The organism is Priestia veravalensis (assembly GCF_001457055.1).
Classification (GTDB): Bacteria; Bacillota; Bacilli; order Bacillales; family Bacillaceae_H; genus Priestia; species Priestia flexa.
On sequence record NZ_KQ758639.1, the window covers coordinates 40,224 to 55,398 of the forward strand.

The 15,175-nt window shown below is 38.0% G+C and carries 14 protein-coding genes; 9 read left to right on the forward strand and 5 right to left on the reverse strand.

Annotated elements, in window-relative coordinates:
- Positions 1-148: 148 nt before the first annotated feature.
- From dxs to AS180_RS07815, 7 genes are all read left to right on the forward strand, one after another.
- Positions 149-2,047, forward strand: a complete 1,899-nt coding sequence (gene dxs / locus AS180_RS07785) for a 1-deoxy-D-xylulose-5-phosphate synthase (protein ID WP_062686626.1) — start codon at positions 149-151, stop codon at positions 2,045-2,047.
- Entirely contained in the window at positions 2,044-2,874 is an 831-nt protein-coding gene (locus AS180_RS07790; protein WP_062686627.1) for a TlyA family RNA methyltransferase, read from the forward strand. Before dxs ends, AS180_RS07790 begins: the two co-directional genes overlap by 4 nt.
- Positions 2,875-3,060: 186 nt before the next feature.
- Positions 3,061-3,510 (forward strand): transcriptional regulator AhrC/ArgR, encoded by a 450-nt coding sequence (ahrC, locus tag AS180_RS07795; RefSeq protein WP_062686628.1) that lies wholly within the window; start codon positions 3,061-3,063, stop codon positions 3,508-3,510.
- Positions 3,511-3,526: 16 nt separating this feature from the next.
- Positions 3,527-5,245 (forward strand): DNA repair protein RecN, encoded by a 1,719-nt coding sequence (gene recN, locus AS180_RS07800; protein ID WP_025911489.1) that lies wholly within the window; start codon positions 3,527-3,529, stop codon positions 5,243-5,245.
- Positions 5,246-5,431: 186 nt separating this feature from the next.
- A complete protein-coding gene (gene spoIVB / locus AS180_RS07805) occupies positions 5,432-6,709 on the forward strand; it encodes a SpoIVB peptidase (protein WP_062686629.1) in 1,278 nt (425 codons plus the stop codon).
- A 225-nt stretch (positions 6,710-6,934) separates the two neighbouring features.
- Positions 6,935-7,726 carry a sporulation transcription factor Spo0A gene (gene spo0A, locus AS180_RS07810; RefSeq protein ID WP_025911485.1) on the forward strand — a complete coding sequence of 264 codons (792 nt, stop codon included), beginning with the start codon at positions 6,935-6,937 and terminating at the stop codon, positions 7,724-7,726.
- Positions 7,727-8,157: 431 nt separating this feature from the next.
- Complete coding sequence (locus AS180_RS07815) at positions 8,158-8,373, forward strand: DUF2798 domain-containing protein (protein WP_226372942.1); 216 nt, start codon at positions 8,158-8,160, stop codon at positions 8,371-8,373.
- Here AS180_RS07815 and AS180_RS22400 read toward each other — a convergent pair.
- The 4 genes from AS180_RS22400 to AS180_RS21585 form a co-directional block, all read right to left on the reverse strand.
- A complete protein-coding gene (locus AS180_RS22400) occupies positions 8,306-8,581 on the reverse strand; it encodes a hypothetical protein (protein WP_139109174.1) in 276 nt (91 codons plus the stop codon). The two genes, AS180_RS07815 and AS180_RS22400, sit on opposite strands and share 68 nt — an antisense overlap.
- A gap of 114 nt (positions 8,582-8,695) precedes the next feature.
- Entirely contained in the window at positions 8,696-10,267 is a 1,572-nt protein-coding gene (locus AS180_RS07820; RefSeq protein WP_062686630.1) for an L-lactate permease, read from the reverse strand.
- 49 nt (positions 10,268-10,316) lie between these two features.
- Positions 10,317-11,258 (reverse strand): L-lactate dehydrogenase, encoded by a 942-nt coding sequence (locus tag AS180_RS07825; protein ID WP_025909234.1) that lies wholly within the window; start codon positions 11,256-11,258, stop codon positions 10,317-10,319.
- 258 nt (positions 11,259-11,516) lie between these two features.
- A complete protein-coding gene (locus tag AS180_RS21585; protein ID WP_226372943.1) occupies positions 11,517-11,645 on the reverse strand; it encodes a YycC family protein in 129 nt (42 codons plus the stop codon).
- A gap of 116 nt (positions 11,646-11,761) precedes the next feature.
- On the opposite strand from AS180_RS21585, the gene AS180_RS07830 reads away from it, so the two are divergent.
- Positions 11,762-12,490, forward strand: coding sequence for a glycerophosphodiester phosphodiesterase (locus AS180_RS07830; RefSeq protein WP_025909233.1), 729 nt, complete (start codon positions 11,762-11,764; stop codon positions 12,488-12,490).
- A 14-nt stretch (positions 12,491-12,504) separates the two neighbouring features.
- Here the strand turns inward: AS180_RS07830 and AS180_RS07835 are convergent, their stop codons facing one another.
- Positions 12,505-12,765 (reverse strand): DUF2627 domain-containing protein, encoded by a 261-nt coding sequence (locus AS180_RS07835; RefSeq protein WP_061784659.1) that lies wholly within the window; start codon positions 12,763-12,765, stop codon positions 12,505-12,507.
- Between the two features lie 145 nt (positions 12,766-12,910).
- Between AS180_RS07835 and AS180_RS07840 the strand changes: the two genes are divergently transcribed.
- Entirely contained in the window at positions 12,911-14,980 is a 2,070-nt protein-coding gene (locus tag AS180_RS07840; protein WP_025909231.1) for a sigma 54-interacting transcriptional regulator, read from the forward strand.
- Positions 14,981-15,175 lie beyond the last annotated feature (195 nt).

Sequence of the window (15,175 nt, forward strand, 5' to 3'; positions counted from 1 at the left end):
CGGTTTTCTTTTAAAGAGAGGTATGTTTACTTATAACCTGACAAAGGTATTATAAGTAGTAACTGTGTTAATAATTGACTATTAGTATAAAACCATACAAAATGTATTAAGGTAACTTTATAACAAGTACGAAAGTGAGTGATCCAGATTGGATCTTACAACGATAAAAAGTCCTGATTTTTTAAAAAAGATGTCAATAACAGAATTAGAAGCATTGAGTGAAGACATTCGTCGCTTTTTAATTACAAAACTCTCTGCAACAGGAGGCCACATTGGGCCAAACCTAGGAGTAGTTGAGCTGACGGTTGCGCTTCATAAAGTATTTAACAGCCCAAAGGATAAATTTTTATGGGATGTTGGACATCAGTCCTATGTTCATAAAATTTTAACGGGGCGAGCATGCGAATTCGATACGATTCGCCAGTACAAAGGTCTTTGTGGCTTTCCTAAGCGGGATGAAAGTGAACATGATGTGTGGGAAACAGGACACAGCTCTACGTCATTATCTGCTGCAATGGGAATGGCAATTGCGCGTGATTTGCAAAAAACAAAATCTTATGTTGTCCCAATTATTGGTGACGGAGCATTAACAGGCGGAATGGCCTTGGAAGCGCTAAACCATATTGGACATGAAAAAACAGATATGACGGTTATTTTAAACGATAACGAAATGTCAATTGCCCCAAATGTAGGTGCTCTTCACAGCGTACTAGGACGACTTCGTACAGCAGGGAAATACAACTGGGTAAAAGATGAGCTAGAAGTATTTCTGAAAAAAGTGCCAGCCGTTGGAGGGAAGTTAGCAGCCACAGCGGAGCGAGTTAAAGATGGCCTGAAGTATATGGTTGTGTCCGGTATGTTTTTTGAAGACCTTGGGTTTACATATCTAGGTCCGGTGGATGGTCATAATTACGAAGAGCTTTTAGAAACTCTTCAGTATGCCAAGAAAACAAAAGGTCCAGTTGTCGTTCATGTTATTACGAAAAAAGGTAAAGGTTACTTGCCAGCGGAAAGTGATACTAGCGGTGCGTGGCACGGTCCAGGCCCTTATAAAATTGAGTCTGGTGACTTTATTAAAGATAAGAATGTACCGGTAGGATGGAGCGCATTAGTGAGTAATACTGTTTTAAAGATGGCTCGTAAAGACGACCGTATTGTAGCAGTGACTCCTGCTATGCCGGTTGGTTCGAAGCTAGAAGCATTTCAACAAGAATTTCCTGATCGTATGTTTGATGTTGGAATTGCAGAGCAGCATGCGACAACGATGGCAGCTGGCTTAGCTACTCAAAATATGAAGCCATTTTTAGCTATTTATTCAACGTTCTTGCAGCGCGCTTACGATCAAGTTGTGCATGATATTTGTCGGCAAAAGCTAAATGTATTTATCGGAATTGATCGAGCTGGTTTAGTAGGAGCAGATGGTGAAACACATCAAGGTGTATTCGATATTGCGTTTTTACGTCATTTACCAAACTTGGTGTTGATGATGCCGAAAGATGAAAACGAAGGTCAGCACATGGTTCATACAGCCTTAACATATGAAGCAGGACCGATTGCTATGCGTTACCCTAGAGGGAATGGTTTAGGCATACCATTAGATGACGAGCTAAAATCGATTGATATTGGGACATGGGAAGTGCTAAAAGAAGGTACAGATGCAACGATCTTAACGTTTGGTACAACCATTCCAATGGCTATGGAAGCGGCGGAAGCGTTAAGTAAAAAAGGTATTCAAGTTGAGGTTGTAAATGCACGTTTTATTAAGCCAATGGACGAAGAGATGCTGCATAACATTTTAAAATCAAATCGTCCTGTTTTAACAGTTGAAGAAGCCGTATTGCAAGGTGGGTTTGGAAGTGCAGTACTAGAGTTTGCTTCAGAGCATGGCTATTACTCCGCCATCGATCGTATAGGGATTCCAGATAAATTTATTGAGCATGGAAGCGTAACAAAGTTATTAGAAGAAATCAACTTAACAACCGAAGAAGTAATTAATCGAGTAAATAAACTCGTAAGACCAATACAAAAGAGGCTTGAAGTGAAGTGACGAAAAAAGAACGAGTAGACGTTTTACTAGTCGAAAGAGGCTTGGTAGAAACGAGAGAGAAAGCGAAGCGAACAGTTATGGCTGGTCTTGTATACGCGAACGAACAGCGGTTAGATAAGCCTGGGGAAAAGATTGACCGAGATACACCGTTGACTGTAAAGGGAGCAGTAATGCCGTATGTGAGTAGAGGTGGCTTTAAGCTTGAAAAAGCACTGAAAGAGTTTGATGTACAAGTAAAAGATCGTATTATGATTGACATCGGCTCATCAACGGGTGGATTTACTGACTGTGCTTTGCAAAACGGAGCAAAAATGTCATATGCATTAGATGTTGGGTACAACCAACTAGCTTGGAAGCTACGACAGGATGAGCGAGTGGTTGTAATGGAACGTACGAACTTTCGTTATGTTACGCCAGCTGACCTAGTAGCAGGATTACCTGAATTTGCGTCAATTGATGTTTCATTCATTTCCTTAAAGCTAATTCTACCCGTGTTAAAACAGCTCCTTGTATCAGGTAGTGATGTGGTAGCACTTGTGAAGCCGCAGTTTGAAGCCGGTCGTGAGCAAGTTGGAAAAAAAGGGATTGTACGAGATGCAAAGGTTCATGAAGAAGTTGTTGAAAACATGATGAACTTTGCACTCAAGGAAGGGTATGATGTACGAAACGTATCGTACTCACCAATTACGGGTGGAGATGGAAACATTGAATTTTTACTTCACCTACATTGGAAAGGGCAAAGAGAACAAGGAGAGAACCTTGCTGGTCTGACAGCTCAAGAAGTTGTTGAACAAGCGCATTCTGTACTTAAAGAGAAAAAGTCTTAACGCTCTTGTCTCTTTTCAAGCATCAAAAGCCAATGCTAGTAATTCTAGCATTGGCAATTTGATTATACACCTTTATACGCAAAGGTGTATAATCAAATTGAATGTCAGCATGATGTGGAAGAGAATCATAACATTTCGTCTATACTATAAGAGATAAGATAATACATATTAGTGTGAGGTGCCAGTATGAACAAAGGGCAAAGACATATTAAAATTCGTGATATTATTACAAACAATGATATTGAAACGCAAGATGAGTTAGTAGATATTTTAAAAAATCAAGGATTTAACGTAACGCAAGCAACCATCTCTCGCGACATTAAAGAGCTTCACTTAGTAAAAGTTCCGTTAATGGATGGTCGCTACAAATACAGTCTCCCTGCAGATCAGCGCTTTAACCCTTTACAAAAGCTAAAGCGTTCATTAATGGATGCTTTTGTGAAAATTGATTCAGCTGGACATATGCTGGTAATGAAGACCTTGCCGGGTAATGCCAACGCCATTGGAGCATTGATTGATCATTTAGATTGGGAAGAAATTTTAGGTACAATTTGTGGTGATGATACGTGTTTGATTATTTGTCGAACGCCTGAAGACACCCAAAAGATTTCGAATCGATTCTTAGAAATGTTGTAAAGGTGTGTGAAACAGATTGTTAGCAGAACTATCAATCAAAAACTTTGCCATCATTGATGAGCTTTCAGTATCGTTTGAAAAAGGCTTAACAGTTTTAACAGGTGAAACAGGAGCTGGTAAGTCAATTATTATTGATGCCATTCATCTGCTTGTTGGTGGACGCGGTTCATCCGAGTTTGTAAGGCATGGAACAAATCGAGCGGAAATCGAAGGGTTATTTCTAATTGAAGACGAGCACCCTTGCTATGAAAAAGCGAAGCAGGTGGGAGTTGAAGTTGAAGATGGCATGGTGGTACTCAGACGAGATATTACCATGAATGGTAAGAGTATTTGTCGTATTAATGGAAAGCTAGTCACGCTTGGCATTTTACGTGAAGTGGGTCAAACACTGATGGATATTCATGGTCAGCATGAGCATCAGGACTTAATGAACCAAGATCGACATCTAATTCTTCTTGACCAGTATGGAGGTCAGAAGGTTGAAGAAGCACTATCAGAATATCGAGAAGTGTTTGCTACATATACAACGCTAAAGAAACAATTAGAACAATTAACAGAAAACGAACAGCAAATGGCCCACCGCTTAGATTTAATTCAATTTCAGCTTGATGAAATAAAAGCGGCCGACCTTCAACCAAATGAAGATGAGCAACTGATGGATGAGCGCCTTAAAATTTCTAACTTTGAAAAGATTTATACGTCCTTAACGGATGCATATAACGCTCTTCATGGTGAGCAAAGAGGACTAGATTGGCTAGGTGTAGCTATGAACCATGCAGAAGAAATTTCGAATTTAGAAGACACCTATGGCGAAATTTCAGAAGTCATATCATCAAGCTTTTATCAAATTGAAGATGTGTCTTATCGTATTCGCCAGCAGCTCGATTTATTAGAGTATGATCCAAAGCGTCTCAATTTTATTGAATCACGGCTAAATGAAATTAGTCATTTAAAGCGTAAATATGGTCAAAGCGTTGATGAAATTCTAGAGTATGCAGCTCAAATTGAAGATGAAATTGATCGAATTGAGAACCGGGATACTCATGTTGAAAAAATTAAACAAAAACTGTCGAGCGTAGCAGAGGACTTGCTTGTTGAAGCGAAAAATGTTTCTGAGGTTAGAAAGCAGTTAGCTGCGGAATTAACGGATAGTATTCATCAAGAGCTACAGGAGCTTTATATGGCTAAAACTATCTTTAATATCGTATTTGAAAAGCTACCGCCAAACCAAGCTGATAGCGAACTGAGCGGTGGTTCTGTTAAGTTTACTAAGGATGGTATTGATTCAGTGGAGTTTTATATTTCGACAAACCCAGGAGAGCCGCTAAAGCCACTTGCTAAAGTAGCTTCTGGTGGAGAGTTATCTCGTATTATGCTTGCACTAAAAAGTATTTTCTCTAAGCATCAAGGTGTTACGTCCATTATTTTTGATGAAGTAGATACAGGAGTGAGCGGTCGTGTCGCACAATCCATTGGTGAAAAAATTCACGCCATCTCTGTAGATTCCCAGGTGCTTTGTATTTCGCATCTTCCACAGGTCGCTGCTATGGCGGATACACATTTGTTTATTTCAAAGCAAATCAAAGATGATCGCACTACAACATCTGTTTTACCGTTAAACGAAGAAGAGAAAACAAAAGAAATTGCTCGCATGATTGCAGGAGCTGAAATAACCGATTTAACGCAGCAGCATGCCCAAGAACTGTTAGGTCTAGCAGCAAAAATTAAACAATAATTATTTAAAAAGCGCTTCTGGTGGATCGTTATGTGCCAAAAGCGCTTTTTTTATGTAGTAAACATCGGTTAAAAATCTTTCCTGCGGTTCTTTTTATTTTTCTTTGAACTTCGGTTATAAATGGGCTATAAGAAGGCAAAAGTAAAAGTGTAGCCATTTAGGCGAAGAAGCGAGGAGAGTGAAAAGATGAACAGTCGACTTAGATATATAATTGGTGCAATTCTCCTTGTTTCGTTTATTTTTGTAGGCTTTATCCCTGTTGTGCAGCAATACCTTACTATCCCAAAACAAATGACACTGTTTAAAAGTGATGAAGTAAATTTTTCCACATCGTTAGCAGTTAGCACTCATAGTAATGATGTTATTGAAACGATGAAACAAGATGCTAAGCTTAGCATAGCTGGCAAAGAAGTAGGCAAAGAAGAAATGATGCTTCATCTTGCAGGAGTACCGGTCAAAAGAGTAGATGTTCAAGTATTATCTGATTTTAAAGTCATTCCTGGAGGTCAATCAATTGGCGTCAAGTTGAACTCTAAAGGTGTTTTGGTTGTTGGTTACCATCAAGTTGATACGAAAGATGGAAAGAAATCTCCTGGTGAAATTGCAGGCATCCAAGTAGGCGACATGATTACAAAAATCAATGGCAAAACGATTGAAAAAATGAGTGATATTACGCCATTTATTCAGCAAGCAGGAAAAACTGGAGAGCCTTTAAAATTACAAGTAATGAGAGAAAAAGAACAATTACAAACAAAGTTATATCCCTTAAAAGACAAAGAAGATTACGCGTATCGAATTGGTCTATATATTAGAGATTCTGCTGCGGGCATTGGTACGATGACTTTCTATGATCCCAAATCAAAAAAATATGGAGCGTTAGGTCACGTAATTTCCGATATGGATACCAAAAAGCCAATTGTTGTAGAAGATGGGCAGATCGTACGCTCTACCGTCACATCAATTGAAAAAGGTGAAAACGGTGTTCCAGGCGAGAAGCTAGCGCGTTTCTCAGAAAATAAAGAAATTATCGGTAATATTAAAACAAATAGCCCATTTGGTATCTTTGGAAAGCTATCTGAAACGATGGAAAATGGCATTTTAGATAAGCCGATGCCGATTTCACTATCTCATCAAGTAAAAGAAGGACCAGCTAAAATCTTAACGGTGGTCGAAAACGATAAAGTGGAAGAATTTGATGTGGAAGTTGTTAGTAGTGTTCCGCAAAAGTTTCCTGCTACTAAAGGAATGGTCATTAAAATTACAGACAAAAAGTTATTAGAAAAAACAGGCGGTATTGTGCAAGGAATGAGCGGAAGTCCAATTATTCAAGATGGCAAAGTAATTGGAGCCGTTACTCATGTGTTTGTGAATGACCCAACTTCAGGATATGGTGTTCATATCGAATGGATGTTAAATGAAGCGGGCATTAATATTTATAAAAAAGAATCAAAAAGAGCGAGCTAATGATAAATAGTTCGCTCTTTTTGTTATGAAAAGACTGTCGTATTTTTGTTAGAAAAACGTCGAAAAAACCAGAAAACAAAAGGAATTTATGGGATAATGATAAAAAAGACTTTTTTATAAAAAAATAAAGGAAATAATGTTGCATTGTCGAATTTGTCCTTTAGAATAAAGAGTAGAGACATGCGGGACTGGCGTATAAGTTAAGGGAATGAGGAGGAAGATACTTTGAAAAAAATTAAAGTATGTTTAGTCGATGATAATAGAGAATTAATTGGACTGCTTGAGGATTACATTTCTGAACAAGGTGATATGGAAGTAATCGGGGTTGCGTATAACGGGCAGGAATGTTTGTCTATTTTAAAAGATAAAGACCCGGACGTGCTTGTACTAGATATCATCATGCCTCATTTAGACGGGCTTGCAGTATTGAGTCAATTAAAAGAAATGAAAAAAGAAAACTATCCTAATGTAATTATGTTAACCGCTTTTGGTCAAGAAGATGTGACGAAAAAGGCAGTCGATTTAGGTGCTGCTTATTTTATATTAAAGCCATTTGATATGGAAAACTTAGTAAATCATATTCGCCAGGTAAGTGGTCAAGCATCATCTTTTACAAACCGTTCATCCTCATCAGCAATGCGCTTACAGCGTGATAATAAACCTGCAAACTTAGATGCGAGCATTACAAGCATTATTCATGAAATTGGTGTGCCTGCCCATATTAAAGGTTACTTATATTTACGTGAAGCGATCTCCATGGTTTATAAAGATATTGAATTACTTGGTTCGATTACAAAGGTTCTTTATCCTGATATTGCAAAAAAATATAATACCACAGCAAGTCGTGTGGAACGTGCCATTCGCCACGCAATCGAAGTAGCCTGGAGCAGAGGAAACATTGATTCAATTTCGTCTTTATTTGGCTATACTGTCAGCATGACAAAAGCAAAGCCTACAAATTCGGAGTTTATTGCAATGGTTGCGGATAAATTACGCCTTGAACATAAAGCTTCTTGAGAGGGGAAGAAGTAAACGAATGCTTATTAGTGTCCTTGAATAGTAAGATATATTTAGATAAATGAAAAAACATCATTCTTTACGAGGACGTTGATCCTACAAAGAATGATGTTTTTTATTGTACTAGTTTTTTCAAAAGCTATTCATAACTTTAGGCACTAAGTACAATAAAGATGATAAATATCTGTACGGTTAGATTTGAAAATAGTTAATTTGTTAAAATAAATATAGATGATACCATATATATACTTGTAAAAGTGTTGATTTGTAAATAAGCGGAACGAACTGCTATGCATACTTGTTATGGTTTTCACATATTGAATAAGTAACATAACATCCACTCCCACTTTTAATTTATTTGTTAATAAAGAAGGTGACATTTAAAATTGAGGATTCATATGAAATATAAGCGTATTATTTTTGCATTTTGTATGGCATTAAGTATTTCTTGTTTTGTTTCATTTACCTTGGTATCCATTAACTTTGGTTACAATGATACATTTATGTCAACGTGGTTAAAAATCTGGTCTGAAGCTTTTGTATGTGCTTTTTTTGGTTCGTATTTCTTTCCAATCGGAATCAATAAACTAATGAGCAAAATTCAGTTTGTGGAAGAGTCTCTGAATCGTAGTGGAAAAGAAATGTAAAAAGAGTTTGGGACATAACAAAATGATTGCTTCTAAGAGACGAACAATAGCTGTTCCAATCTTTTTGGTTTGTCTGAACACGTTCGTTCCATTGCGCTACGGCCACTCGCTTTCCGCGGGGAGGAACCTGAGCTTCCTCGCTGCGCTGCGGGATCTCAGTTTTCCCTCTCTTTCCCGCAGGAGTCGAGTGTCCTACGCTCCATTCCACCCTGTTTCCAACATTGTTTTCACAATCAACCAAAAAACCTGAACGATTAAAAGTGAGAAACTCTCAATCGTTCAGGTTTATCATTGGCTGAATTACTTATGTCCCAGCCTCTTTTTATTGAAGAAGGGATAAGATAAAAGTCCAAATACAAACAAATAAAAGTAAAGCGAGGCTGTAGCGAAGCGTCATCTTGGTTAACTCAGCTTCTTTTCCTGTTTGACCAACTGCTGCTGTTGCAATAGCAATTGACTGCGGGGATACGAGCTTTGCCATGACTCCTCCAGCTGTATTGCTAGCAACTAGCATAGAAGGGTTTGTTCCAATTAAAGCTGCGGCCGTTGTTTGGATTGGAGCAAACAGCGTGTTGTTATTCACAACAGATCCCGTCATAAAAACACCAATCCAGCCGAGAACAGGGGAGAACAAAGGAAAAATTTGACCTGCTTCGGCTACGGCATTCCCAAGTGCCATTGTTAAGCCACCATATGTCATTAGTTTAGCGATGCTGATAACAGCACAGATCATCCCAATAGGAATGATAAATTCTTTGATTGTCTTTCCTAGAAGTGTTATGCTCCGAGAACGGTTAATGTTTTTCGTTGTTAAAACAGTCGTTATAGCAGCAAAAAGGATGGCCGTTCCTGTTGCTCCAATGAAATCAATTGAAAGTACAATAGGTGTTCCAGGAGCATTAAAAGTGAAAACAAAAGGTGATAACAGGTTTCCTGGTTGGAAAAGAGATTTGAAAACAGGAAGGCTCCAGATTAGTACAAATCCTGTTAACAAATAAAAAGGTGACCAAGAAAGAATAACTTCTTTTACTGGATATTTTCTCACAGTAGGGGCTTGTCCATTTAGCAAGAAAATACGCTTTGGCTGCCATTTACGTAAGAAAAGAGCAAGTGCCCCCATTGCTAAAAGCGCAGGAATAATATCAGCAAGCTCCGGCCCAATTAGGATGGTCATAGCGGCTTGTGCACTAGTATAAACAAAAGATGTGACCAAAATAGCAGGGAGCGTTTCTTTAACTCCTCGCCATCCATCAATTAAAAAGATAAGTAAAAAAGGAATCGTAAAGTTAATGAAAGGGAGAGTTAAAGCCGTTTGCACCGATACATCCATGGCACTTACGTTCTCTAACTGAAAAGTATCAACAATCGCTACTGGAATCCCAATGGCGCCAAATGCACCAGATGCTCCGTTCGCGATTAGGCAAAGCATAGCTGCTTGAAGTGGCTTAAAACCGAGTGAAACAAGTAGTACGGCGCAAATTGCAATTGGCACACCAAAGCCTGCAGCTCCTTCTAAAAAGGCATTAAAGCAAAAGCCGATGAGCAATAGCTGAAGTCGCTGATCACTGGAAATGTTAATAATACTACCTCTTAAAACATCAAATTTTCCAGTTTCAACGGCAATTTTATAAAGCCACACAGCCATAATAATAATATAGCCAATAGGCCAGATACCTTGAACGAACCCTTGAATAACGCTGCCGAATGCATGCGTAGGTGAAAGGTCAAAAAAGTAAATAACAAGAAAGAGCGTAATACCCAAGTTTAACAGTGCTGCATAAATTCCTTTCATTTTAAAAAGGGTCAAACATATTAAAAATGAGATAATGGGAATAGCTGCAATAAGTGCTGAAAGCGTAAGGTTTTGAAATGGATTATACGTATCAACAAGCATATGAATGGCTCCTTTAGAAAGCGAGAAAGCGAACTTTCTCGCTTCCTGCTTAGTTTGGTAAAGAGAAAAATGGCTGCTGAATTTCTTTTAACGTTTGAATAGATTTTGAGAATTTTTCATGTTCGGACTTATCTAACGGAAGTTCTAAGACTTTCTTTACACCTCCACGGTGAATGATACTTGGAACACCTACATAAATATCATGTTCACCATATTCTCCGTCTAGATAGGCTCCTACTGGAAGGACAACCTGCTCATTTCTCAAGATGGCTCTCGTAATTCTAGCTAATCCCATTGCGATACCATAATAAGTAGCACCTTTTGATTTGATAATTTCATAAGCCGCATTTCGTACTTGAACAGCAATTTCTTCTTTTCGTTCTGATGATAGCTGATCTGCGATTGGTGTTCCAGAAATGTTAGCACCACTCCAAACGGCAAGCTGAGAATCTCCGTGTTCTCCAATGATATAACCGTGGACGCTCGTTGGAGCTGCGCCAAGCTCTTCACTGAGGAGATGACGGAAACGAGCTGAGTCAAGGATGGTGCCTGAACCAATCACGCGTTCCTTTGGAAGTCCTGAAAATTTCCATGTGGCATAAGTAAGGATATCAACTGGGTTTGTCGCTACTAAAAAAATACCATTAAATCCAGAGGACATGACTCCATTCACGATGTGTTCAAAGATTTTGACATTTTTATGAACAAGGTCAAGTCTTGTTTCTCCTGGCTTTTGAGCTGCTCCTGCACAAATTACGACAATAGCAGCATCTTTGCAATCATCGTACGTTCCAAAAGAAATGCGCATAGAGCTTGGAGCATATACGATACCGTGAGCTAAATCCATTACATCACCGCGTGCTTTTTCTTCGTTTAAGTCAACTAACACTAACTCATCGCAAATACCTTGGTTCATTAATGAATAGGCATAGCTTGCTCCAACTGCACCTGTACCTACTAACACAACTTTGTTTCCTAATGTCATTTCCATAAGAATGCCTCCTCAAGCAAATAGTATGTGAAAAATTTCACATAGTTAGATAAATAAAAAACAAATCATCTTTAATTTTTTGTAATCATTTCGGCGAATTAGATATTGTGAAGTATTTCACAATCAGATAATAACACTTACTTTTTCATTTTGCAATAATAAAATATCATTTTTGTTAAAAGTTAATTAAATAAAAAAAAGACCTTCTTAAAAGGCCTTTCTTATCTTGGATCGCTCCATAATACCAGTGATCTATCATTAGCTCTTGTCGTCTTCTTTATCCAGCTGAGCAAGCTTTTGCAATAGGATATGCTGGGGCATGTGCATAAGTTGTTCTAAAGGAACGTTTAGTTTTTCAGCTAGTTTGACAGCCGTATCAGGTGAGATTTATAATGGTCTCATACATATCAACTCCTATTCTCTTGTAAAATATATGTGTAAGCATTATGATAAATTGCAACTACCTTGTTAATCATAAGTCATAATGAAGGGATTGAGCAAGTATGCGTATTATGGGTCACAGAGGAGCAGCAGGGACGTTTCCTGAAAATACAATGATTTCGTTTGAAGAAGCAATCAGAGTAGGAGCAGATGGAATTGAGCTTGATGTTCATATGTCCAAAGACGATGAGCTCATGGTTATTCATGATGAAAAAGTTGATCGTACAACAAATGGTAAAGGGTATATAAGGGACTTTAATTATAAAGAATTAAGAAGCCTTGATGCGAGCTATAAATTTAAAAAGAAATACGGCGCGTGTCAAATACCTACGTTAAAAGAAGTACTAGCTTGGGCTTCTAATCAACAGTTTTCTGTTAATATTGAATTGAAAAACAACTTGTTTGACTATCCTTATTTAGAAATGAAAGTACTGGACCTTATTTACTATTATAAAATGAAAGACCGTATCATTATATCTTCATTCAATCATAATAGCTTAGCGAGAGTAACATCTTTTGATTCAACCATTGAAACCGCTATTTTATACTCATACCCAATGTTTGAGCCTTGGATTTATGCTCAACACCTTGGTGCTAGAGCACTTCATCCAAATTATCGTACGGTTAATCAAGTAAACGTAGCTGCTTCCAAAGACTATCGTATCCCTGTGCGTCCATATACGGTGAATGATGTGAAGCTAGCGAAACAGCTATACGGATATGGCTGTGAATCCATCATCACTGATTATCCTGAGAAGATGGTTAATGAATTTGCTAATAAACGTATGTAAAAAAAGAAGCAACTCTATTTTTTTGATAGAGATGCTTCTTTTTTTTGCTGAAAGCGAGGTTGAACCTTTTGACGCTTTCGATCTCGATGAAGAATAAAACCTGCTACAAATCCTAAACCAATTACAAAAAATAGCAACCCTACAGTGAACTGAAGCATTAAGGATGAAAAAGGCGGCTGTAAAATGCCAAACACCATATCTCTCATTAATTTAATGCCATAACCTGCTAAAACTCCGGGAATTAATAAAATGAGCAATGCAATAATCCTCATCATAGTTAGGAAATCCTTTCCTGGTTTGTCTTACTTAAATGATAAAACAGCAAAAAAAATTGTCAAGACTGTTTAAAGTTTTATATGATAAAGTGGTGCAAGAAGTTGCAGGGTATTTTTCCATTTTAAATGAAAAAGGTGAAAAAATATGCAAACTGTGTTGATTATTGGTGCTAACACGGGTGGGTTGGCCGTATTAAAGATGATTGAAGAAGCGGAAGGCGTAAAGGTAGCTGGAGTAGTAGATGTTAACTCTGAGGCGCCAGCGATGAAGTATGCAGAGCAATTAGGGATAAAAGTGTCCACAAGCTGGTCATCTTTTCTTCACCAAGGTGTGGATGTGATTGTAGATGCGACTGGAAGTGAACGTGTCTTTCAGGAATTACATAAGCAAAAACAAAGTAATACGCTGTTGATTCCAGGATCAGTTGCTAAAATGATGGCTAGCTTAATGGAGCAAAAAGAAGAATTAATTGAGCGGTTAACGCATGAATCAGATAAATATAACCTGATCTTTAACTCTACGCATGATGCAATGATTGTTGTAGATAAAGAGGCAAAAATAACCCTCTTTAATAAAAGTGCTGAACGAATTACAAACTTAAAAAGTGAAAACGTCATTGGAAAGCATATTCATGAATCCATTCCAGCGAGTGAGTTACCAACGACTTTACTGACAAAACGGACGGATTATAATCAAGAGTTTACCATTACGAACAGTCATAAAGTAATTACGTCACGCATTCCTATGATTAATGAAAAAGGAGAATTATTTGGAGCGTTTTCTGTTTTTAAAGATATTACAGAAGTGGTGAATTTAGCTGAGGAAGTAACTAATTTAAAGGATATTCAAACAATGCTTGAAGCAATCATTCAGTCATCAGAAGAAGCCATTTCAGTTGTGGATGAAGAAGGTGTTGGGTTATTAATAAACCCTGCTTATACAAAAATCACGGGACTTCAGCGCTCAGATATTATTGGGAAGCCGGCAACCACAGACATTTCTGAAGGAGAAAGCATGCACATGCAGGTGTTAAAAACAAGAAGAGCTGTGCGCGGTGTCAGCATGAAAGTGGGACCGAACAAAAAAGATGTTGTTGTAAACGTTGCTCCGGTTATCGTGGATGGTAAGTTAAAAGGGAGCGTAGGCGTTATTCACGATATCTCAGAGATACAGCAGCTTACGACGGAATTAAACAGAGCGCGCCAAATTATTCGTACGCTAGAAGCAAAGTATTCATTTGCTGACATTATTGGTGAATCTGAAGAATTTTTGTTAGCCATTGAACAAGCAAAACTAGCAGCTAAAACGCCTGCAACGGTTTTGCTGCGCGGAGAGTCTGGAACTGGAAAAGAGCTGTTTGCCCATGCTATTCATAATGCAAGTGAACGAAAGTATAACAAATTTGTACGCGTAAACTGCGCTGCGTTATCGGAATCTCTTTTAGAAAGCGAGCTCTTTGGTTATGAAGAAGGAGCATTTTCAGGTGCTAAGCGGGGTGGCAAGCGCGGGTTGTTTGAAGAAGCGAATAACGGAAGTATTTTCTTAGATGAAATCGGTGAATTATCAGCACATATGCAAGCAAAACTATTACGAGTACTACAAGAAAAGGAGCTAGTACGAGTGGGGGGGACCAGCTCTATTCCTGTAAACGTGCGAGTGATTGCGGCAACGAATGTGAATTTGGAACAAGGGATTGCCGACGGAACAATTAGACAAGATCTCTACTATCGATTGAATAAAATTCCAATTCAAATTCCACCTCTTCGACAGCGAAAAGAAGACATCGAGACCTTGGCGCTACACTTAATTACGAAAATTAACCAAGACTATGGCAGAAGTGTAGAAGGTCTATCAGAGGATGCATTAAAATTGCTTGTCCACTATGACTGGCCAGGAAACGTCAGAGAGCTTGAGAACATTTTAGGAAGAGCTGTTATTTATATGCATTATAGTGAGGTAATCATTACTGCAAAACATCTTCCAACTCTAAATGATGTAAGTGAACACACTGAACCAACATCTGTTGATTTTACTATACAAAGCGGTGAGACCCTTTCAATGTTAGTGGAACAATATGAAAAAGATGTTATACTGCACGTTTTAAAAGAACATGATTATAATAAAACCAAAACTGCAAAACGTCTAAATATATCAATTCGCGCTCTTTACTACAAGCTTGAAAAATACGGAATTGCAAATATAGGCATGCAATAATATGCACAACATGCAAAATGTTGCACGTGATTTAATGAGCTCATTAATCGATTGTATATCCTAAAAAATAATAAAGCGTATTGTTTTCAGCCTTAATCAAGGGAACTTGTTAGAAAACGAGGAATTCTTCAATGTTCTCAACATTTGGCATGGTTCTTGCAAATATAAAAAGTGGTGAAGCTACTAGCTTCTTTC